The sequence below is a fragment of the Paenibacillus sp. FSL H7-0943 genome (assembly GCF_037963265.1).
GTDB classification, from domain to species: domain Bacteria; phylum Bacillota; class Bacilli; order Paenibacillales; family Paenibacillaceae; genus Paenibacillus_AQ; species Paenibacillus_AQ odorifer.
This window is the reverse complement of record NZ_CP150148.1, coordinates 3,553,330-3,574,577: the sequence shown is the minus strand read 5'-3', so window position 1 is coordinate 3,574,577 and position 21,248 is coordinate 3,553,330. Positions and strand designations below refer to the sequence as shown.

Annotated in this window: 20 protein-coding genes; 3 read left to right on the top strand and 17 right to left on the bottom strand. The window is 43.5% G+C overall.

Going from position 1 to position 21,248, the window contains the following annotated elements:
* Positions 1-16: 16 nt before the first annotated feature.
* The 3 genes from NSQ55_RS15585 to nikB are packed head-to-tail and all read right to left on the bottom strand — an operon-like array spanning position 17 to position 2,606.
* Positions 17-802: an ABC transporter ATP-binding protein gene (locus NSQ55_RS15585; protein ID WP_076302952.1), complete on the bottom strand. Its 786-nt coding sequence runs from the start codon at positions 800-802 to the stop codon at positions 17-19.
* The gene (gene nikC, locus NSQ55_RS15580) at positions 799-1,635 is read right to left on the bottom strand and encodes a nickel transporter permease (protein ID WP_139329895.1); all 837 of its coding nucleotides are present in this window, start codon (positions 1,633-1,635) and stop codon (positions 799-801) included. The genes NSQ55_RS15585 and nikC overlap by 4 nt, the downstream gene beginning before the upstream one ends.
* Positions 1,636-1,667: 32 nt before the next feature.
* Positions 1,668-2,606: a nickel ABC transporter permease gene (nikB, locus tag NSQ55_RS15575; RefSeq protein WP_339167901.1), complete on the bottom strand. Its 939-nt coding sequence runs from the start codon at positions 2,604-2,606 to the stop codon at positions 1,668-1,670.
* A 239-nt stretch (positions 2,607-2,845) separates the two neighbouring features.
* Here nikB and NSQ55_RS15570 point away from each other — a divergent pair, with 239 nt between their 5' ends.
* Complete coding sequence (locus NSQ55_RS15570; protein ID WP_339167900.1) at positions 2,846-3,526, top strand: hypothetical protein; 681 nt, start codon at positions 2,846-2,848, stop codon at positions 3,524-3,526.
* A 137-nt stretch (positions 3,527-3,663) separates the two neighbouring features.
* On the opposite strand, the gene NSQ55_RS15565 is transcribed toward NSQ55_RS15570, so the two are convergent.
* The 9 genes from NSQ55_RS15565 to NSQ55_RS15525 form a co-directional block, all read right to left on the bottom strand.
* The gene (locus NSQ55_RS15565; protein WP_339167898.1) at positions 3,664-6,960 is read right to left on the bottom strand and encodes a chitinase N-terminal domain-containing protein; all 3,297 of its coding nucleotides are present in this window, start codon (positions 6,958-6,960) and stop codon (positions 3,664-3,666) included.
* 351 nt (positions 6,961-7,311) lie between these two features.
* Complete coding sequence (locus NSQ55_RS15560) at positions 7,312-9,234, bottom strand: AraC family transcriptional regulator (protein WP_339167897.1); 1,923 nt, start codon at positions 9,232-9,234, stop codon at positions 7,312-7,314.
* 133 nt (positions 9,235-9,367) lie between these two features.
* The gene (locus NSQ55_RS15555) at positions 9,368-10,315 is read right to left on the bottom strand and encodes an ABC transporter substrate-binding protein (RefSeq protein WP_339167895.1); all 948 of its coding nucleotides are present in this window, start codon (positions 10,313-10,315) and stop codon (positions 9,368-9,370) included.
* A gap of 25 nt (positions 10,316-10,340) precedes the next feature.
* Positions 10,341-11,390, bottom strand: a complete 1,050-nt coding sequence (locus tag NSQ55_RS15550) for an NAD(P)/FAD-dependent oxidoreductase (protein WP_076130518.1) — start codon at positions 11,388-11,390, stop codon at positions 10,341-10,343.
* Positions 11,391-11,415: 25 nt separating this feature from the next.
* Complete coding sequence (locus tag NSQ55_RS15545; protein WP_339167894.1) at positions 11,416-12,726, bottom strand: NtaA/DmoA family FMN-dependent monooxygenase; 1,311 nt, start codon at positions 12,724-12,726, stop codon at positions 11,416-11,418.
* Between the two features lie 208 nt (positions 12,727-12,934).
* On the bottom strand, positions 12,935-13,741 hold the full coding sequence (locus NSQ55_RS15540) for an AraC family transcriptional regulator (protein ID WP_076184916.1): 807 nt from the start codon (positions 13,739-13,741) through the stop codon (positions 12,935-12,937).
* A 146-nt stretch (positions 13,742-13,887) separates the two neighbouring features.
* On the bottom strand, positions 13,888-14,172 hold the full coding sequence (locus NSQ55_RS15535; RefSeq protein ID WP_076099150.1) for a hypothetical protein: 285 nt from the start codon (positions 14,170-14,172) through the stop codon (positions 13,888-13,890).
* A 23-nt stretch (positions 14,173-14,195) separates the two neighbouring features.
* The gene (locus NSQ55_RS15530; protein WP_076184918.1) at positions 14,196-14,555 is read right to left on the bottom strand and encodes an iron-sulfur cluster assembly accessory protein; all 360 of its coding nucleotides are present in this window, start codon (positions 14,553-14,555) and stop codon (positions 14,196-14,198) included.
* A gap of 18 nt (positions 14,556-14,573) precedes the next feature.
* Positions 14,574-15,977, bottom strand: coding sequence for an MFS transporter (locus tag NSQ55_RS15525; protein WP_076184920.1), 1,404 nt, complete (start codon positions 15,975-15,977; stop codon positions 14,574-14,576).
* 166 nt (positions 15,978-16,143) lie between these two features.
* On the opposite strand from NSQ55_RS15525, the gene NSQ55_RS15520 reads away from it, so the two are divergent.
* Positions 16,144-16,794, top strand: a complete 651-nt coding sequence (locus NSQ55_RS15520; RefSeq protein WP_076130513.1) for a metalloregulator ArsR/SmtB family transcription factor — start codon at positions 16,144-16,146, stop codon at positions 16,792-16,794.
* A 194-nt stretch (positions 16,795-16,988) separates the two neighbouring features.
* Here the strand turns inward: NSQ55_RS15520 and NSQ55_RS15515 are convergent, their stop codons facing one another.
* The 4 genes from NSQ55_RS15515 to NSQ55_RS15500 form a co-directional block, all read right to left on the bottom strand.
* Positions 16,989-17,504: a nuclear transport factor 2 family protein gene (locus tag NSQ55_RS15515; protein WP_076184923.1), complete on the bottom strand. Its 516-nt coding sequence runs from the start codon at positions 17,502-17,504 to the stop codon at positions 16,989-16,991.
* A 65-nt stretch (positions 17,505-17,569) separates the two neighbouring features.
* On the bottom strand, positions 17,570-18,580 hold the full coding sequence (locus NSQ55_RS15510; protein ID WP_076190296.1) for an LLM class flavin-dependent oxidoreductase: 1,011 nt from the start codon (positions 18,578-18,580) through the stop codon (positions 17,570-17,572).
* Between the two features lie 241 nt (positions 18,581-18,821).
* Positions 18,822-18,962 (bottom strand): hypothetical protein, encoded by a 141-nt coding sequence (locus NSQ55_RS15505; protein ID WP_179086262.1) that lies wholly within the window; start codon positions 18,960-18,962, stop codon positions 18,822-18,824.
* Between the two features lie 207 nt (positions 18,963-19,169).
* Positions 19,170-19,805 carry a TetR/AcrR family transcriptional regulator gene (locus tag NSQ55_RS15500; RefSeq protein WP_076184924.1) on the bottom strand — a complete coding sequence of 212 codons (636 nt, stop codon included), beginning with the start codon at positions 19,803-19,805 and terminating at the stop codon, positions 19,170-19,172.
* A gap of 722 nt (positions 19,806-20,527) precedes the next feature.
* Here NSQ55_RS15500 and NSQ55_RS15495 point away from each other — a divergent pair.
* Positions 20,528-20,689 carry a hypothetical protein gene (locus NSQ55_RS15495; RefSeq protein WP_239498742.1) on the top strand — a complete coding sequence of 54 codons (162 nt, stop codon included), beginning with the start codon at positions 20,528-20,530 and terminating at the stop codon, positions 20,687-20,689.
* Positions 20,690-21,020: 331 nt separating this feature from the next.
* On the opposite strand, the gene NSQ55_RS15490 is transcribed toward NSQ55_RS15495, so the two are convergent.
* Entirely contained in the window at positions 21,021-21,215 is a 195-nt protein-coding gene (locus tag NSQ55_RS15490) for a hypothetical protein (protein WP_339167884.1), read from the bottom strand.
* Positions 21,216-21,248 lie beyond the last annotated feature (33 nt).

Genomic DNA, 21,248 nt, shown 5'->3' with positions numbered 1-21,248 from the left:
TGTAATATTACCGTTGTTATCTGCACTCAATTAAATATTTAGTATAGGGATGCACGGGATTAGAAAAGAGTTCAAACACATTGCCTGATTCCACAATCTTCCCGGACTTCATCACATATACATAATCTGCAAGCTCCGCAACAACGCCAAGATCATGGGTAATTAATAGAATGCCGACATTGTTCGTCCATCTGATTCGGTCCAGCTCTTTAAGAATCTGGGCTTGAATGGTTACATCCAATGCCGTTGTAGGCTCATCTGCAATTAGCAATTGTGCTCCGGATACCAGGGCGATGGCGATCATTACTCTTTGACACATACCACCGCTAATTTGAAAAGGATATTTATTGAAAAGCAATTTAGGCTCGCTGAGCCCTGCTTGCTCCATCTGCCTCATGGCAAGCAGCTTTGCTTCTTTTCCCGATATACGCTTGTGCAGTTTAATCGTCTCCATGATCTGCCTGCCAATAGTAAGTACCGGATTCAGCGCGTTCATAGGATCTTGAAAGATAACAGCCATTTCTGTTCCCCGAAGTTTCTGTAACTGACGGCTGGAGCACTCACGAAGATTGTTACCCTTAAGCCAGATTTCTCCACTCTCAACTATGCCTGGAGAATCTACTAATCCTAATATGGACATTGCCGTAACACTTTTACCGCTGCCGCTCTCACCTACAAGTGCGACAATCTGCCGGGATTTCACCTCGATACTGACATCATCAACCGCTGTAACTTTATAACTGCCTGTGTGAAAGCAGGTGCGTAAATGACTGACCTTCAGCAGTGGAGACTCTGCCATCATATTCTGGCCCCCCACTTTACTACAGAATTGAAAGCACGCTCTGGTTGTCGCAAGCCTTCTCCCAACAGATTAAAGCCCAGAACCGCCAGCATGATCATCATTCCCGGAAATAGCATCAACCGCGGCTCCGTTTGAATATAGGCACGGCTGTCGTTCAGCATTACTCCCCATTCCGGTGTAGGCGGCTGAGCTCCCAAACCCAGAAAGGACAAACCCGCAATGGAGAGCATAATCGTACCCACTTCCATAGAAGCAAGAACCAGAATAGGCCGGGCTGCGTTCAGCAGAATATGCCTGAAAATAATTTGTAAATGAGAAGTGCCTGACGCTTTGGCCGCTGTAATATATTCACTTTCCTTGATTTGAAGGACCATACTGCGTATCACTCTGGCATACCCCGTCCACCAGACAGCAGCAAATGCGATTAGCAGATTCTTCATACTGGGACCTAGCATGGCTGTAATAGCAAGGGATAGGATTAAGCTGGGAAAGGCAAGCAATATATCTATGATCCGCATAATCAAATGATCGATCTTGCCGCCAGCGTAACCAGCCAGTAAACCAACAGGGATGCTAATCGCAAAAACAACGATCAACACCATAAACGAATCATTCAGGGAGGTTCGGGTCCCATAGATTAATCGGGATAAGACACAACGTCCCAGATGATCCGTACCGAGCGGGTATTGCCAGGAAGGTGTAGCCAGTTTGAGTTCCATGTGAATCTGCAGCGGATCGGAAGGTGAAAGCCATGGGGCAAAGAGTCCAACGGATATGAACAAAAGTACTATGCCCGCTCCTAACCTTGCTCCCTTATTCTTAAATAAGCTAATACGAAATATGACAATCCGCTCCTTCTAAATCGTCACCGCAGCCTGATTCGCGGATCCAGCAGCAGATGTAATAAATCCACTGTCAAGTTAATCAGGACAACGACAACAGCCATCCATAATACGTAACCCTGAATGACAATATAGTCTTTCGCAAAAATCGCCTCAACGGCATACTTACCAATTCCCGGCCAAGAAAATATAGTTTCAACAATAACGGAACCGCCTAAAAGCCCCGCTATGTTAACCCCAAGGAGGGTAAGACTCGGAAGAAGCGCATTACGAAGTGCATGCCGAATGATTATTCTCCATTCCTGCAGCCCCTTAGCTCTAGCTGCTGTGATGTAACGCTTGCCCAATACGTCTAGGAGACTGGAACGAATCAAGCGGATGTAGACTCCTGCCATACCAAATCCTAGTGTGAGGGCAGGTAGAATGACACTGGATACCCCATCCATTCCCATCACAGGAAATAGCTTAAACTTCACCGCACCATAATAAATCAGAAGCAGACTTAGCCAGTATCCTGGCATTGAAACACTGAGCATTGCACATACTCTTCCCAGTCGATCAAGCATTCTACCCGGATATAATGCAGACCCCACTCCTATCGGCAGGGCAATAAGAATAGCGGACAATACGGAACAGGCACTGAGCAGTATAGTTGCCGGAAAACGACTCATCAGCTCTGTGAACACTGGACGACCGCTGCTGTAAGATAAGCCAAAATCGAGATGGGATACCCGGTTCAACCAGTGAAAATATTGCTTATGTACAGGACCATCCAGACCAAGTGTATGTCTGGTCGCCTCAATAGCTTCCTGCGTAGGTTTGATGCCGTCAGCACGCAGCATGATCTCCGCTGGATCACCTGGTGTTAAATGCATCAGCGCAAAGGTAATGCAAGAGATGCCGAGCAGCACGGGGATGAGCTGCAATAAGCGTTGCAACAAGTATCGATTGATGGCATTCAACTCCAAAATCTTAATCGTAATAATTACGATTATAGCATAATCTTTTTAAATTAATAGTCTTAAATTGATTTATTTTATGTAGGACATAAAAAAATCAACCCCTATTAAATGAGTTGATCTTTAAACATTTGGTCTCTGCACAGTCGCAACTATTTTTCACAATAATATTGTCAAATCCTTAGGAATCATGTCATTATAAGTAGGTTCATATTAAAAATAACAATAAAGGAAGTGTGTATTTGAGTCGGTTCAATCTAGTCCTCATCTATGTTTTATCCATCATGATAGCTTTTCTTTTAGGGATTTACGTGGCCCCTAGCGTTGAAACACGCTTCAATGGGCAGACTGTGGCAAGTAATCCCGTTATCGAAGAAATACCGCCTAGTACCTTAGATAAAGCTGCTATTGCTGCTGAATCCAACACTACTGGATCCAATCCTACTGAATCTTCCCCTTCCCCTTCCCCGGAAGCCGTTGTCTTGGAAGATATGCCTTCGGATGATGATACTGGACCCGTCGGTGATGACTCTGAAGATCTGTCAGTAGCAGATACCCCATCCGGGCAAGGGATTGGTGCGCCATTAGAATTCAAGTATAGTACGAACTCTGCCGATGCTGTTAAGCTTACTTGGGAAGCTGACAACTTAACTGGAAAAAGGATCAATTATTACACAGCCCACATCAGCACGTTTAATCCAGTAGGCGATCCTTCCAATGATCAGCTGAACGGCAAGAGCAGCTTTTCACTTAAATATGTGGGGCCGGTTGAGCCCAATGATACTTTATTTATTTTCAGTGATTTTACATATCAGAATACAATACATACGATTATTATTGACCAGCTCACACTTCAATATGATGATGGTACTATCGAGACCTTCGACTATGGTTACGAAACTACCGATGATAGCGGCCTATAATCCACATGATTTGCAGCCCTGGTGCGAACCAGGGCTTTTTGCGAGGCACAATTGAACTAATGGTAATGTAAAAAACGAAGAGTGGCCTGGAATCCGGCGCTCTTCGTTTTTTACTTTTATTGTTACTGTCAGTCTGTTTAGCGGATGACCGTTACCTTGATCGTATCACTGGCAGTCACTCCCGCCGCGTTGACCAGCTCCGCCCGATATTCGTACACACCGGCAGTGCGTCCGCTGATAGTGGTTGCTGCACTTTGTGCCGAAGGCGTATGGGCATTCAGCGGCTGCGAGTCGATGAGCTCCCCGTTCTCATACAGGCGGTATTCTGTAGCGTTAGTCCCCCACCACAGATTCATCGACACCTTATAGGTGCCATCTCCGTCCCAGTTATCTTCGGATAGTATCGGCTTGCCCGGCGCGGAGTCACTTATGGTGACCGTAAGCGGATCGCTCTTGGTCGTGCCATATTTGTTGATTAACTCCGCAGTGTAAACATAAGTGCCGTTCACCTTACCATGAAGATCTGTACTTGCCGTCTGGGCAGCCGGCGATACATCTTTCAGTGTCTTGGAATCAATCAGTGTGCCGTTCTCATAGAGTTTGTAACTCGTGCCGTTATTACCCCACCATAGGTTCATGGTGACTGTATAGTTACCATCACTAAGTCCATTAGCATAGCTGCTGTTGGAGGATAGCACAGCTTGTCCTGGCTTACCAGTCGCAATCACCTGGCCGCCAATAACCTGAAACGTATTGTTCTTTTCAGTCGTATTGCCGGCCGCGTCATGCACGATGTATTTCACGGTGTGGGGGCCGGCGCCTAAATCGGCGGCGCTCAGGGTCTGGCCTTCGGCAATCGGTCTTCCATCTAATAGAAGCTGTTTCGAGGTTACACCTGACAATACATCGTCAGCAGTCAATTCAAAGGAAAGCTGCGCTCCTTCTTCTACATCTCTCACCTCATGACCGGATTCTTTCAGTTCGGCAACCGGTGGAGCCGTATCAATATTGAGGTTCAGCGTCTTTAGATCTTCCGCTTTGCCTTTTGCCGGCACAGCATGGTATGTCAATGTATGCCGCCCGTCTTCCTTCAGGTCCACAGGTGTACTGTACTCAGCTTCCTTGTTGCCGTTCAGCGAGTAATAAACATTAGCTGTATCTGTATTCGCCTTCAGGGTAACGGTGACTGGCTGGTTAAACCAGCCGGAAGCATTAGGCTCGGCAGAAAGCGTCGCCGTTGTTACCGGAGCTCCCTCTTCTGCTGCTGCGGCGAAGTCATCGAGGCTTCTCGGCTTGAGCTGGTAGATGCCTTTAAAAATTGCGGCAACACCTGTAATATTAAGTTTCTGTCCCTCTGTATAAGGGAAGATATCCTTAGTAATGCCTGTCCGGGCATCCACGCGCACATGATTGCTTGTCCCGTCGGCATTGACGGCGTCGAATTCAAAGGAGCCGCTTGGCGTAGCGTTGATAATGTTCGCCACGGTCACACCGTTCAGTTGAACCAATTGGCCTTGGTTGGCATCATTCACCATGCTCGCCGCAATCGGCTGCGGTAGTGTCGCCGTGCCCGTCTTCGCAATTTGCACTGCTTCTGTCAGCTCCAGCTCTGTGTTGTACAATGCGGTGGACGCTGTTACCTTGACCTTATCGCCCACGTGGAAGCCGCTCTGACTCTGAAAGACATAAACCCCACCGGTTCCATCTTGGAGATAGAAGGACTGTCCGCCGAAGATACCCGGCTCAGTCGTCACGGTCCCCTCCACCGTTACCAGTGATCCGGCTGCCTTAGCCCGGGAGTCGCTGATAGAGATTGTAGCCGGAATGGGATCTTCCTCAGCCGGAAGCGGTTCAGCAGGAACATTGCCCAGCGTCACCGATTCAGTCTTGAGGTTTGTACTGTTCTGGCGAAGGCGCAGATTGGATGCAGCTGTGGTGCCCGGCTTGATCTGGATCGTCAGATCCTTATAGGCATGACCGTTCAGATCACCTGTCAGATTGAATGAGGAGCTATAGCCGTAGCTGCTTGGCCAGGTACCGTCGCTGTTCTGAATCTTGGCGATTTGGGCGCCGCTGCTTACCTGGTAGACACCTACCTGGAAGCCGGATACGCTTGTGCCTGCAGGAAGATTATCTGCACTCACCCGAATCTGAAAATTCTGTGCATTTGGCAGCACAGCCTGGTGCGTGAAGTTATAAACCGCACTTGCAGTGGCTGCCGGTCCGCCGTAGGAGCCTGCTTTGAAGGTGCTGCGATCATACCATTTGTAGCCAGCATTAGGTTGAGCCCAAGGCTCCGGCTGCGGCTCAGTGGACAGCGCCGGCTCCTCGAATGGCAGCAGTGTTGTCGGCTGATCTAGCGTCAGGCCATTCACCTGGGTGAAATCCGTATAGCTCTCCTGCTCGGCGAGCCAGTTCACGGTGTTAACCAGCAGTGTGGCATCGTCCACTTCCTTGAAGCCATCGTAAGTTGTTTTCTTGGCGCCGGTATCTTCGCGCAGGTATTTAGGTGTTGCATCCTCTACAGGAGATGAGTCACCGATGAAGGCTGCCTTGCCGGCGCCTTTTTTAGCAACTGCCACATAGGGACCTTCTGCCACACCGCCGCCGTTATAGACCCCCTGGTCTACGGCATTGGCCCAGGCAGCATTGGTTTGCGGCAGGTAGACGATACCTTTCGCACGGGCTGGGTCTAGAATGGCCAGCGTTGAACCGGCATGCATAGCTACCGCTGATACGCCCGTTGTAATGCCGAAGGCTTGATCGGGAGCCACGACGTTGGTTGCGTTAATGTCGCCAAGCGCATTGTAGCGGAAACGGACACCGAACTCGTCCGCCAGCCAGTCAGAGCTAACCACACCCTGCATGGCTGAAGAAGCGACCTCATCGGCATTCATGCCTTTGGCTGGATTGTCCCACGCTCCACGGCGGTAGCCGTTGAAAGCTTCTGAACCATCCCAGCGGTTTTTGTTGCGGTCGGCGTTATAATGGTCGCCGATGAAGAAAATACTGCCGCCATCCTCCACATATTCCGCCATCGCAAGCTGCTCGCTTGCTTTGTAGGGCACGTTGGATTCGGCGACGATGTAGACATCATAATCGGAAAGATCACTCAAAGTAATTGGAGTCGTCTTGCGGAGTTCTTTGACATAATAGCCTTCCTGGGCAAGGGCATTCCCAAAGTCTGAAAAAGCGCCGTCAATCACCCAATCGGCTGCTCCCGCAGTCTGCTCATGGGTGTTGTCGAACAGGATCTTCTGGCCTGCATGCTCATTGACGACTTTGGCCTCAATGTACGGCGCAGGATCGTTTGGTCCTTCTGCGAATACCGCCGAACCGGCTCCGAACGTGAACAGCTGAAGTGGTACGGCCACCGCCACAGCTAGAGTGCTGTTCATCAGCCTCTTTTTCCAAACTGAATTCTTCTCCTTCATACCCTTCCTCCTCAAGATATAGTCCGGTGAGTAATTACCATAAATACCCACCTGCTAGACATCTACTATCCTATCTCAAAACAATTAAAAAAAAGATAGATTTATGTAAACTGCTGTAAAAATTATACTTTTGGCCTATAAAACGGGTCGAATATAGAAAGGGTATTATGAAAAAAGTCACAGTTGCTGAGGCTTATGATGAAGGATTGGACTATCGGGATATTAGCAAAAAAAAACGAAACGGATAAATGCTCCGTTTCGCTCTCTTCCTATGTCGCCGCTGGCAGTTTCTGCTTGTTGTCCTGGTATCAATATTCCAGAAACATCAGTGGCTTAAGTATATCTATTAAACTATTTACTAGTGCCAAGTAACAAATTCACAATCGTATCAAGCTGAAGCTCTAATGAAAAAGGATCTTCCATTACGAATTCATCATGATAATTATCACCATACAAATAAACTTTGCCATTTTTCACTGCAGGGATGCCTTTCCATATGTTACTTTCCATTGCTTTATTGGTAGCATCCGCATCGCCATTATAAACAAAAACATAATCACCTAAATATTCTGGAAGCACTTCTAATGAAATCGATTCAAATCCCTCCGCCATATTTTTTGCACTTTCTGTTGGAGGCAGCTGAAGCATATTATATATAGTGGAAGAACCATAGTTTCCTCCCTTTGCCGCTAAGACGTATACCGCCTTTTGTGAAAACTGAACAATCGAAACGGTTTCCTCTTCCTTGATAACCCCGGCAAGTTTAGACTTTGCTTCAGCTACTTTCTGTTCATATTCCGTAATCCATTCTTCTGCTTCTTTTTCTTTTCCGAATATTTTGCTTACACTCCTAAATTTATCAAGCGGCCCTGCTGTTTTTAACCCCTCCCAATAAGGCAGAAATACAGTGGTCCCAATTTTCTCATATTGTTCTATGTTCTCATCGATCGAACCGATAATTAAGTCCGGATCTAGCATCGTTAATTTTTCCAGATTTAAAGGGAAATCCCCTAAATCCTCAATTTTCTCGATCGTTTCTTTGGGTATGTCCGCTTTTTCCATCCAGCCTTCATCCAGCATAAACGTTCTTGCTCCGATGGGTACAATTCCTAATTTCAATAAATGCCCCATATATTGGTCAGCCGCCACTCTTTTCGGCTCTGCTGGTACTTCCACATCTCCCTTAGGCGTTGATACTATTCGAGTGTTCGTACTTTCTTCTGATGTTGCTTGATTTACGGTTCCATTTCCATTACTTTGTTCCTTCGTAGCAGTACCCGTCCCACTTGAGCAAGCACCTAATAATAGAGAACCGCAAAGCAGTAAAGCGGCCGTCGTCTGAGATTTTGTCATTTTAAACATATGTAATTCCCCTTTTTCCATATTATAATAATGATTATCATTATTAATATACTGTTGAACGATGGGTTCAAAAATAGAGGATGTGGTGAAGTTTAATGGACTTTCAGCAACTTTTGGCCGCTGTGACTCTTTTGTTCTAATATGTGCAGGGGATACACCTTTTCTTTTCTTGAAAATTCGGCTGAAATAATATACGTCTTTATAACCAACGCTTGCTGATATTTCCCCGACCGAAGCATCTGTTGTCATTAAAAGCTCTGTTGCAAGTTCAAGCCGAAACCGAATTAAGTAATCAATCGGACTCATACCTGTGTACTCTTTAAACAAAGATGACAAATGATAAGCACTGAAATTAAATACTTCCGCAAGAGAATCTAATGTAATTGGCTCCGCATAGTACTCCTGAATGTAGGTGATTACTTGGACTGCAACACTGGTCTGTTTCACCTCAGTCTCTTTTCTATGTAATTCTTTTAAAACCTGATGAATGAATTGATAAAAAAGTGATTTTACGTTGAGTCTCTCTTCTTGCTCGTTCCATTTTTGATACATCAATTGCATTTTGTTATAAAGTAAAATGGGTGCATCAGGGGAAAAACAATATTGTGATTGGAACAGATCCTCCTCTTGAATCCATGCACGGTAATAAATGATATAGTAAACAAAATTCTTACTTGTCGGAACAATATTAAGTGTCGCCCCTTTCCCGCTATGCAGGACTTGAAATCCTGTAAAAGAAAATTCAGAGTGATCTAACTGAACTTGAGCGCTCCCTTGTACCGAAAGTAAAAATATACTGGCAGGAATCTTGTACTTATGAAGAATTTCGCCTTGAACCCTTTCAATATGGCGCACATCCAATAACTTGACCGTCGCTTGGTCCCAAAGCAATATTTCATTGCTTTTGTACATAATGACTACCCCTCCGTTATCTGTCTAATACTCATCATAAATGATAACCATTATCAATAACAGTCAAGATATTTATCTTAATAACAAAAATCCGATTGCCCTAAAAGGTGCAATCGGATTTTTTAATATAAATTTATTGTTCAGACGCCAATTGCAGAAAATGATCTGCAGCCAAACGGACAGCCAGGATACTTGCGCTATTGAGTGAGTTATCAAAGATAAGAACATGATTGTTTTTCACTGCTTCCAGTGAGTTCCACACGTTCGAAGTTTCCTTGTCCTTGATGGCTGCCTTTGCGATATCCATATCATGCTGGATAATAATATAATCAGGATTCATGCTGTATATCCCTTCCAGAGAAAGGGCCCCTCCCTCTTCAGGATATCCCTTCGGTGGCAACAACCCGAAGCCTACAGTTTGATTGTAGTACATCGTGTTTTTAGAGCCTTGAGCATTAAAATTAGCTTTTCCGTCGACCCGTAGTAAAGCAAAGGTTTTATTCTCAAGACTACTTAGCTGTTCTTTTGTTTTTGCAATCATTTCTTGGGTTTCCTTAATGGCTTGTTCCGCTAATGTCTCTTTACCAACAATCTGAGCACACAGCATCGTCGTTTTTTCCCAGGTATCGGTGTAGTCAATTAAGATGACTGGTGCAATCTTATTCAACTCTTCATAATTGCTATCAACAGAACCCTTGAAGGTTACAATCACATCAGGCTTTGCTTCCATGATCATTTCCAGATTCGCATTGCTGCTGCCCAAATCAATGATTTCAGCAGTTCTAGCGTAAGGCTGTAAAGTAGCAAAATCCTTCATCGCTTCCGCTGCGTTAGTTGATGCGATTGGAGGCGTATCAAGAGCAAAAAAGTAATCTAAATACAAGGGATGCAGAACCGCTATACGCTCAGGTCGTGTCTTGAGCACCACTCCATTGTCGCTGGCATCCGCAATTGTTCTTGGCCATCCTGCTTCTTCGATCTTGCCAACTTCTGGTGTAGGCGTGACTGAAGTTTCGGAACACCCAGCCAGTAATCCTACTAGTATAATTAAGGATGTAATCCATCCATATAGTCTTTTCATTTGGCTCCCCCTTGAGTTGTTATCATTACTGTCTGTATAAATGCTTCATTAAATCACGGTTTTTCTGCGTGAACAGGTCATTATGTGAAGACACCATCCCGGACGAATTTGCCTCCGGTGTGATGTATTGTTTGGCTTGGTTTACCGCATTGGCAGCATCCTGGAATGCCCCCGCGATCAGGTGCAGTTTCCCCTCATGATGTAGAACATCCCCTGCCGCATAAATACCCGGCACGGATGTCCCGCTCATTACTGATCCTGAAATCCGGTGTTCCCACAGATCCATTTTAATTTCACTGTTCACCAGCAGTTCTTTGTCGCGCTCATAACCGTGATTAATGATGACCTCATCGACAGACAGCTCAAATCCCTCTCCGTTGTCATTACTTTTTAGCAGTACAGTCCCTATTCTTTCGTGATCCGGTGTGGCAATCAACTTTTCGATTGAAGTATTTAACAAGCACTCTACGCCATTGTTTGCCAAGCGTGAAATATCGGCTTCATGCCCCTTTAAGTTCTCTTTCCGGTACGTCAGAAACACCTTTTTGGCAATCGGAGCCAGTTCATTCGCCCAGTCTACAGCAGAATGGCCGCCTCCCGATATTAGGACAGTCTTCTCTTTAAAGCGGGCAAGTGACTTCACCGTATAATGCAAATTTGTGATTTCGAATCTTTCGGCACCCTTGATTTCGAGCTTGACCGGCTTCAAAATGCCTCCTCCAATGGCCAATATGACAGTTTTAGTGAAATGCTTCCGGTTTGCGGCTGTGTGTAAAATAAAGTAACCTGCTTCATCTTGCGAGATGGATGTGACCTTTTCATTAAAGGCAACCTCCGGTTGGAAAGTCATCCCTTGACCAACCATTTGTTCAATAAGCTGCGAGCCAAGAATAGGCTGTAAGCCTCCCACGTCCCAGATCATCTTTTCCGGATAGACATGCACTTTGCCGCCAAGCACAGGTTGGAATTCTATAATTTTGGTTTTCATTTCACGGAGTCCGCTATAAAATGCAGCAAATAATCCAGCCGGACCGCCGCCAATAATCGTAACATCAAACAATTCCTCTTCATGCATCGTTCAATCGCCTCATTTCTCTTTTTTAAATCCCTAAATGCTCACGGAAAGTGCTACCCGTATATTCGCTCCGGAATAAGTCTCTTTCAACCAGCTGCGGTACCAACTTCTCAAAAAACAGCTCCATAGATTGTTCCGAACCGCCTGGCAGGGCGATGAAGCCATCTATAGCCCCCGCTTCAAACCGTTCAATAATATCGTTCAGCACATCCTCGACTGTCCCGACAGATACCCAATGTGCAGATCCGACAATCTCCGGCCTGTCCAAGATTTCTTTCACTGTAGGCTGATTTTTAATAATATAACGCCGTAACAACTCAGCATGAGTCCGGCTGCGGACGGCCTGACTGGAATCGGGTAACATATCGGCAGTTACTCGCTTATCTAAGGGATAACCGCTTAAATCAAGACCCAGCACCGATTTAAGCGAAGCATGTCTGCGTTCAAGGCTTAAATTCGCATGTGCAGCCTTATGTAATTCAAGTGCTTCTTCGCGCGTATCGGCCAGGAAAAAATATAAGCCCGGCAAAACTTTGATAGCATCCGGATCACGGCCCTGCTCAGCCGCTCTTCTTCTCAGATCATTCCTTAGTTCCACTCCCGATTCGATATCCGGCATTGCGGCAAAAATAGCATCAGCTACAGATGAGGCGAAATTCCGTCCAATATCCGAAGCCCCAGCTTGGAATAGCGGCGGCGTTCCTGACTTGTGAGCAGGCAAAGTAAGCGGCCCTTTTACACTGAAAAATTCCCCGGAATGATTAATGGCAGTCACTTTATCCTTATCCGAAAACATACCTGACTGACGGTCGATAACGATCGCTTCATTCGGAAAACTCTCCCAAAGCTTGCATACAACATCCGTGAACTCCATAGCCTTGGCATATCTCTCTTCCGGTGACGGCATAGGTGAGTCGCTGAAATTATCGGCGCCTTCAATAGAAGTGACAATATTCCAGCCGGCGCGTCCATTGCTCAGCCAGTGTAAGGACTGCAGCTGCCTTGCAACAACATACGGCGGATTAAAAGTAGTGGAAATCGTCGTTACCAGTCCGATCCGCTCGGTTTCACGAGCTATCGCTGCAAAAAACAATGCAGGGTCTGGGCTGCCGAAATTTGAGGAATCTCCTAACATCTGCGGGCTAACATACAGATAATCAGCTCTGAAAAGAAAATCGAGCTTTGAATTCTCAGCCATTTTTGCCAAATCAATATAGTAATCAATAGACTCCATCTTTTCTACTCTGCTATCCGGATGCCGCCAGCCGTCTCCTTTCATCCAGGTTGCATTTAAGGACAGGCCAATACATAATTGTTTGGGTCTTTTTTCTGTCATATCTACCAGCCTTTCATTTATAAATCAATTTACTGATAATGATTCTCAGTTACAAAGGTGAGTTTATCAAAAATTTAAATAAATTCAAATGTACAAATCTCAAATCCAGCATGCATCATTATTTAATCTAAATAAAAAAAGTCTGCACTTCTGGCTTATCACCAGTAGCTGCAGACGTAGTTCAAGTACAAGAAGCTCATTATGTACATTATTTATAGGCAGAGGGAGAAACACCGAATTTCTTTTTGAATAATCGGCTGAAATATAGTGGATTGTCATAACCGACACGGTCAGCAATCTCGCGGATAGGAAAATTACCTGCTTTGAGTAATTCACAGGCCCGTTGCAAACGATAATTAACGACATAGTCGATGGGTCGTAGTCCCGTATATTTATGAAAGAGGTAAGAGAAGCGGTTGGCACTCATTGCATGCTGTTCCGCTAACTCACCGAGTGTAAGTGAATTCATATAATGAAGTTTAATATACGCAAGGGCTTCGTCTACCATTCTTTGATTCGGAGAACGATCGTTCTCTCTGTAACTGCACGCAATCAGAACCTGGTGCATCAGGCTTAAGAACAACTCCTTGATACGCAGCTTCCCAATTTCTCCGGATGGATGGGCATTCTGATGGAGCATAATTAGTAATTCAATAATTTTTAGATTCGCTCCCGGCTCCAGCTTGAAATGAGAGTCAAATTCGTGAGTACTATTCAATTCTTCCGGCATATCCAATTTATAAAAAAGGGAGTAATACTCGAGCTCAGATTGTCCTATAACCTGCGAATCCATCTGCATGCCCGGAGCAGCATGAAAAACTGATCCTGGCCGTAATTCATATACCGTTCCATTCACACATATTCTGGCTCCCCCGCGAATGATAAATAGAAATCCATGCTTAACGGTGGTGAATTCACTTAATAAGCTTTTGGGCTGGATGACTAAGCGGCTTCTATCTTCTATTTCATAGACACCTTTAGTAAATGCCTTTGCTAATTTATCCAAATTTATCAATGCTCTGCACCTGCTTCCTAGCACCATGCTTCTTATAAAAATCAGATCCAATTCTGATATTTATTTAAAACAGTATAGACAATAGTATGCGAAATTGCTAGAAGTGTAGTAGATATTCTACTGTAAATTGCAACCCAAGAAGATGTTCAGGAGATTTTGGTTGAAAATATGCCGTTTTCATTACAATCAATTTGAAGAAGTTCATCCTGTAAAATCCAAACATCAGTTTTTTCAACAAAGAAATGAAATCCGCCAATGGATTGAACCCATGCGGGATCGATCGGTGTAGCACTTGCATTAATTCCAACAGTGAAAGCATCAGAGCCTCCACCGGCATATTTTGCGTAAATTCTTACATATTGCCCCTCTTCCAAACCCCATTCATTCTTAAATGAATCCAATGCTTTTTCGGATACTGCAAATGATATCATTCCTCTTCTCTCCTTCCTGCTGTTTAATCACATTTTTTTATTTCGCCACGATAATTGGCCATTCTGAAACTGGCTCCGCATCCACATGAAGCTTTTGCATTAGGGTTATTCATAGTGAATCCGCCTACCATTCCACTCTCTTCATAGTCAATTTCAAGACCGTCAATATATGGAATACTATTCGGGTGAACCAATATACTAAAATCTTGTTTATTTAATATAATATCCTCTTCTGCTTGCTGCTCATCCACGACTAGGGTATAGGATAGTCCACTGCATCCTCCTTCATCAACACCCACTCTTAGAAATGGATTTCGGATATTCGCACTTGATAAGATTTCGGCGATTTTTTCTGATGCTTTGTCACTGACCTCGATGAACATTGTGAACTCCTCCTTCGTTTATTTGTTTTTCAAACCTAAAGATTGGATACCCGTTCCTATTTGTTCAGCTACTGGTGAGATCCGAGTGCTCGCAAATAAACTCATTACAATCAACAAGAGATGGAAACCCATTGCTACAATTAATCCGGATTGGAGTGACATTCCGCCAGCCTGACAAACCACAAGGATGGAACCGCCGATCCCGATAACTACACCGGGTGTAAAAGAATCCGCAAATTGCAGATTAGCCGAGGTGTTGCCGACACCTCCTTCTCCTGTCTGAGAAAACGCCACAACACCGCTAATCGGATGCGCCAATCCAATGCCGATTCCAGCGATGATCTGTCCAATAACTGCTACGGTAACGGTCACAACGGGTATCCAAAATACGATAGTAATCCCTATGGCAAGCAGCAATACACCCAGAATAATTCGCGTATGCCGTCCACGGCCCTGATCTGCCGAATCCCACCGTCCTTGCAGATACGCTATGACGCACCAACTCAACGCAGCACTCGCTACAATCAATCCGGCCTGAGAAGGCGTTATTCCTTTCACATCGATTAGAGCCAATACCAAGAAATTCTGTGTGCTGGTATAGGCAGCGAAGAACAGCCCACGTGTTGCCAGAATAGCTGGCATGCCTCTTCTAAGCGTAAGAGTTCCCTTCGGTAGCAGTTTGCGGAGCGGAAATATCATAAGTACTAAGCCGATAATGACTAAAACAAATCCCATAATGCTCGGAAGCATGCTTAGACCAACTAAGAAAATCCCTGTACCCATCGTTAACAGTAACGCATTCCAAGTTGATGAAGCTCCGATATCCCCTTGCGTCTTCGGTGTTTTTAATTTCGTGAACGCAGGTAAACTAAGCAGTGCTGAAATCATCAGGATCGGTAATATTCCCCAGAAAACAAACCGCCAGGACCACTGATCTGCAATAAGACCTGCAACGTAAGGACCGAGCATGGACGGAAGAACATAGGCCGTACCAAATGCTCCGAGTATTTTGGCGCGTAATTCATCCGGGTAGCTTAAGGATATTGCTGTGTACACACAAGTCATCATAGCTCCGGCACCCAAACCCTGCATGGCCCGTGATCCTATCATGGTATACATATCGCCTGATGTTGCGGCAGCAATCAACCCAACGATAAACAAAAGAAGTGCGATAGTGAACGGTACTGCAGGTCCTCTTCTATCTATGATTCGACCGACGACCAGAGTTCCGATAATCTGCGCAAGCAGATAAGTACTGAATATCCAGCCAAACAGGCTAAGGCCGTTCAAATCTCCAGCAATTGAAGGGGCAATGGTGGTTACGGACAGGCCTTCGAATCCAACGGCCATCACTGACAGAATAATACCTATGGATAGTGCAAAATAACGTGGGCTGAAAATACTTTGATGATTAGACGACATGAAATGTGACCTCCAAGAAAATTGGTATGTATACATCGTATCCGGACACTTAGTAAACATTTTTGTTTATAATGTCTAAGCTACAGTTCAGCTTTGACTTTGTCAACATTTTTGTTTAAAATGTAGTCTGTGATGTAGATTTAGTTGTTTCAGTAGGAGGTGCAACATGAGCCGAAATCAAACCAAAAAGGATGTCTCAACCAAGACCCGAAGAGCGATCATTGATCTGTTAAAGCAGCAAGGGGGAATGGATGTTATGGCACTCTCCTCGCAGTTTTCGCTATCTGGAATGGCTATTCGTCAACATTTGAATGCGCTGAAAGAAGAAGGGCTGGTTACTAATAAAGAAGAGTCCCGTCCCATGGGGCGACCCACCAAGCTATGGATCTTAACCCCCGCGGCCGATCGGTTTTTTCCAAGCGGATATTCGGATTTATCCGTCAGTCTGATCCATTCCATGAAAGAAGCTTTCGGAAACGAGGGGCTGGACAAGCTGCTGGCTGTTCGAAATAAGAATATGCAAGAACAATATCTTCAGCATCTTGGTGATACAGCAGACGTTAGAGTGAAGCTGGAGAAACTGGCTGAGATTCGAACAAGTGAAGGGTATATGGCCGAGGTTAAGGAGCAGGATGATGGCAGTCTTTTATTCATTGAGAAACATTGCCCGATCTGTGAAGCTGCTGCTGTATGTACCGGGTTATGCAAAAATGAGTTACATCTATTTAAAACTGTTCTAGGTAATAATGTTCATATTGAACGGGGGGAGTACATATTAGCGGGAGGAAGAAACTGTGTTTATACGGTTAGACTCTGACAATTTCTGTGGCACTTTCCAAACACTTCCATTTCACACATGAGCATCCAATGACTAGCGATATGAACCATTATCATAATATTCATTACAAATAAATAACAACCCACAGCCAAGATTTATAATAAATATGATCTTGGCTGTGGGTTGTTATATTTTAGCTTTTACCCTCTAATGGTTTATAACGCAGGAATACTTCATTCAATCCAAGGCTTACGAACCCAACCATCTGTCCATTCAGACGCTTGAGTTATAGCACCGCTTAATTTTTTGAAGTACCACTTTCCATTTACCTTAACGAAATGATCAACATAGTTCCCGGTCATTACTACTGCGTCTTCTTGGGATCTGTCATTTTTATTAATAATGGTAGCAAGACAGTTCAAATAAAACTTTCCAGTAGCACTATTCCCATCAGAAGCTATTACGATTTCTGGTGACGTTATATAATGTACGACCCATACAATATCCTTAGAAGCTGCAACGAAATGCTTCTTTATCTCATCATGGCCTGTTGCCTCGCCACCAATACCAGTAACTAACCAATGTCCATCTGGTATGAATAATGAGGCGATTCCATCCGGGTCATAATGGTTATCACAATAACGTGCGTACTGATACTTTAACTGTTTGATTGCTTCAATATCTTCTAACCGAGCTATTCTTTGTTCTAAGCTTAGATTATCGTTTAATGATTCATTTAAATTCAACATTTTCGACTTCCCCTTCAATGATAAATTTGATAGTTGTGCTCCGTTTTTCTAATCCTTAATAAAAATTATAATTCTTTCAAATTAAAAGCTCGCGCCAGCAGTTCAATAGATTTAACTCTATTATTAGCTCCTGAGATATTTGGCAGAATAGTTACTTCGTTCACTCCATATTTTTTTGCAAGATTCTCAATTTGTTCCTTAACATGATTTACATCACCAACTACAACGCGATTGCGATTACGATGAATAGTTTCTTTCTCAAATGAACTGTATGAATAGATCTTTGCAGTTTCAATTGAAGGGTAAGAATTTGGAGTTTGTGCAGACTCAGCTTTCAAAAGCCATAAATCAAATGCTTTTGCGAGCTCTTCTGCCTCTTCATTTGTTTCTGCGATTACAGCAAATACAGCAATCATTACATGAGGTTCTTTAAACAATTTGGATGGTTTAAAGTTTTCTCGATAGTGATTTATTGCTCTTATCCCTTCTCCATAAGGATTAATAAAATGAGCAAACGTATATGCAGCGCCATTATCAGCAGCTATTTTGGCACTTCCTCCTCCCCCACCCAAGACCCACATTTCTGGAGTTGTAGAAATATCAGGCGTAGTGAACAAATCTTTGAAACGATGTTCTTCTGGAAAATCATTCGTTAAGAAACTTTTTAGATCCATAACTTGTTGCTCATAGGAAAGTGGTCTAGTTTTCTCTTCATTAAGTGCGTGAGTGACTAATCTATTTGCTCCGGGAGCTCTTCCTATACCTAAGTCAATACGATTAGGGTACAGAGCCTCTAGCATCCGGAAGTTTTCAGCCACTTTATACGAGCTATAATGAGGAAGCATCACTCCTCCAGAACCGATTCTTATGTGATTTGTTGAAGCCGCAAGATGCATCATGAGCAGTTCAGGAGTACTTCCTGCTAAGGACTGCATTTGGTGATGCTCTGATACCCAAAATCTCTTATATCCAAGTTGATCCGCTCTTTTTGCCAACTCCGTTGTCTGAATCAATGCTTCTTGTGCATCGTAATTTTCGTCCACTGGCGAATAGTCCAATATGTTTATTGAAATCATGTTTCTCATAGGGCTCCTTTTATAAGGGAATATTTATTATCTTCGTATTGAACAATTAGTTGGCGTATTTATTTTGAAAACAACCATATATTTGCATGCGCATGCATATAAAAGGTTAATATGATTATCCTGTTATTTATGTTTACTAGTTTTCTAAATTAGAATGTTTTGCTTTACTTCGAGATTTTAATCCATAGTTCCGCCCTTACACCACCCTATTCATTTTTTTCGTCACGGGTACCTAACCTTCGATGAAAAATAGTTTCTCCCAAGCAATATCTCCTTCATTCCCATCCATCACCTTCTTCACCCAATGCGGTTCCACAATAAATTCCCGACCCTTGGCAACAAGAGTAATCCCACTGTTTAGGATGTCTAGCATTCTTCTGGACTATGAATAAAACCTACTGCCACTAGGGGAAGACGATCACCGAGTAAAGTACTCAAACGCTCAGTAAATAGTTTTTCATCCTAAGGTCTCCATAAAGACCCCCGGTTGGCGTTGCCCAGAGAACAAATAACCATTTCTAGAACATGTTCTAAAATTATAGCAAAAATCCATAGTTGTCAAATAACTATTTCCAAAAATTTATTCGTACAAAGCTCTATACGCCTCTGTAACTATACTATTCAAATAAATCCTTAAGATTTTTTGAACATTCTTTTGTAGGTCATAGCTCCCATCTGTCAGGCACCACTCGAAGATGAGTCCTTTAACTAAAGTGCAAATATCATTAGCAGCTTCATGTATATCTACATCTGGCGATATAAATTCCTGTTCTTGCCCATGTTTTATGGCAATGATCGACTTTTCAAAAAATGGAACCTTGTGGATTTCTTCTGGGGAATGTTTATCACGTGTATTTAAGCTTTTATTTTTAGTGGAATAGTAATTTGATAAAAATTCAATACCCATCTCCATACAATAAGAAATGTAAATATGATAAATTTGAGCGATGTTCTTTTTCACATCATCATCAAACAGAATCTCGTTTTCATCCATGTACTTTTCGTACCCGTATGCTAAATAATAGGTCAAAAGATCATCTTTGTTTTTAAAATGATGATAAAACGTACCTGTAGATACGTTGGCTTCTTTGCATACATTACGAACCGTTAAATAGTCGTATTCATATTCTTTCAGCATCCTGATGGCTGCATTATGTATATTTTCTTTGACTTGTTGCGATTTTAACTGACGTTCAGTTAGTACCTTTTTCTTCATTGTAAAACTCCCCCCCTGATCAAACCAATACATTCAGAATTCTTATATCAGCCATTTTACTTGATACTCTTAATGTTGTACATGTCATTGGAAATAAGTCAGCCTTGGAACAGGTCTGCGGAGTTCGACCAGAAATCTAAGTAAAGTTTTGCCTAGTGTGTATACCAGTTCACGCATTTCTTCACTATGATATTTCATCGACACATAGGGGAGCGTCTGTATGACAAATGCTGGGATTAATTTAACTATTAGTCAGAGCAAATACTCATTACAACCCTGCAGGTGTTATGTTTCTAATATATACATCCACATATGCTTTTTTGACTCGGACCAAACAGAACAGATCTACGTCCTCTGACGAATTAATAAGTTCGATCGATAAAATAGGATGACATAGATAAAGGACGGCACGCGAGAGGTCTCTTCTTAATTTATCTACCCTGGCTCTTCACATGAGCAACCCAATCGATTCGAAATTGTTTTCTTAATGTCCATTCCTTTCTTCTATTAAACTGCATACTTTATTCTATCAAAAAGAAAGGAGCTGAATGCAATGGGACTTAGTTTTCGTAATAGTACCAGTGTAACCATATATGTTGCCTTCGCATATTACTCCTCTGCAAGCTGTAATAAGGGCTCTATCCCCTTAATACCTTGGCCCAGCTGGTATGAAGCGGTAGGTTGGTACACAATTAATCCAGGTCAAACGGTAGAGGTATTGAATGGGGCAGTCAACAATCGTGAGATATATTACTATGCCGAATCTGCAGATAGGCGTCTTGTATGGTCAGGTGTTAACTATCTTACTCTACCGCAAAATGCTTTCAAACTTTGTGGTGGCGCAGGTTACTGTGCTGCTCCGCTTTGTAGAAGGCTTGGATTGAGAAAAATCAGTATTGGTAACTACAGAAATTACACGGTTAATATTGTCTCCACTAGTATTCAAAGTCAATCTAATTTTTTAAATGTCAACACGGCAGTTCCTGGTAAAAGGAAAAATGTTGGCCGGAGTACCTCTCCTATTAAAGGTCTTCGAGTAGTACAACCTGCTGCAGGCAGGAAATCTATCTCGAAACATTAGGCGGAAAAAAGTAGAACAGTCTTGGACTTTCGTATTCAGTCCAAGACTGTTTCAACTTCTCTCATATACAAAACTTCAAGATACAAACCCCCAGCCTCTTCCTTACCGGAAGAAGGTTGAGTTACTGATTATCACTAAAGATAAGGGTTCCTTGTTAACCCTGCTGCCGGTATTATGCGTTCTTCTGCTGCTGTCCCGCTGCTACCCTCTTTCTTTTGTAGTACAATCGTGAATTCACCTATGCCCGGAACGTAGATACGTGCTGCAGAATGCTCTTTGTCCATACTCGACAATAGGATCATAATTTCTTCTGCCGATTTTATTTTCATCGTATGATTCACCCCCTGCGGTAAGATGAAGAA

Excerpts from the sequence above, each read along its gene's own strand:
- NSQ55_RS15585 (WP_076302952.1), bottom strand. The coding sequence starts at position 802 with ATGATGGCAGAGTCTCCACTGCTGAAGGTCAGTCATTTACGCACCTGC.
- NSQ55_RS15565 (WP_339167898.1), bottom strand. The coding sequence starts at position 6,960 with ATGAAGGAGAAGAATTCAGTTTGGAAAAAGAGGCTGATGAACAGCACT.
- NSQ55_RS15560 (WP_339167897.1), bottom strand. The coding sequence starts at position 9,234 with ATGTACAAAAGCAATGAAATATTGCTTTGGGACCAAGCGACGGTCAAG.
- NSQ55_RS15555 (WP_339167895.1), bottom strand. The coding sequence starts at position 10,315 with ATGAAAAGACTATATGGATGGATTACATCCTTAATTATACTAGTAGGA.
- NSQ55_RS15550 (WP_076130518.1), bottom strand. The coding sequence starts at position 11,390 with ATGCATGAAGAGGAATTGTTTGATGTTACGATTATTGGCGGCGGTCCG.
- NSQ55_RS15545 (WP_339167894.1), bottom strand. The coding sequence starts at position 12,726 with ATGACAGAAAAAAGACCCAAACAATTATGTATTGGCCTGTCCTTAAAT.
- NSQ55_RS15535 (WP_076099150.1), bottom strand. The coding sequence starts at position 14,172 with ATGATATCATTTGCAGTATCCGAAAAAGCATTGGATTCATTTAAGAAT.
- NSQ55_RS15530 (WP_076184918.1), bottom strand. The coding sequence starts at position 14,555 with ATGTTCATCGAGGTCAGTGACAAAGCATCAGAAAAAATCGCCGAAATC.
- NSQ55_RS15525 (WP_076184920.1), bottom strand. The coding sequence starts at position 15,977 with ATGTCGTCTAATCATCAAAGTATTTTCAGCCCACGTTATTTTGCACTA.
- NSQ55_RS15520 (WP_076130513.1), top strand. The coding sequence starts at position 16,144 with ATGAGCCGAAATCAAACCAAAAAGGATGTCTCAACCAAGACCCGAAGA.
- NSQ55_RS15515 (WP_076184923.1), bottom strand. The coding sequence starts at position 17,504 with ATGTTGAATTTAAATGAATCATTAAACGATAATCTAAGCTTAGAACAA.
- NSQ55_RS15510 (WP_076190296.1), bottom strand. The coding sequence starts at position 18,580 with ATGATTTCAATAAACATATTGGACTATTCGCCAGTGGACGAAAATTAC.
- NSQ55_RS15505 (WP_179086262.1), bottom strand. The coding sequence starts at position 18,962 with ATGCTAGACATCCTAAACAGTGGGATTACTCTTGTTGCCAAGGGTCGG.
- NSQ55_RS15500 (WP_076184924.1), bottom strand. The coding sequence starts at position 19,805 with ATGAAGAAAAAGGTACTAACTGAACGTCAGTTAAAATCGCAACAAGTC.
- NSQ55_RS15495 (WP_239498742.1), top strand. The coding sequence starts at position 20,528 with ATGGGGCAGTCAACAATCGTGAGATATATTACTATGCCGAATCTGCAG.
- NSQ55_RS15490 (WP_339167884.1), bottom strand. The coding sequence starts at position 21,215 with ATGAAAATAAAATCGGCAGAAGAAATTATGATCCTATTGTCGAGTATG.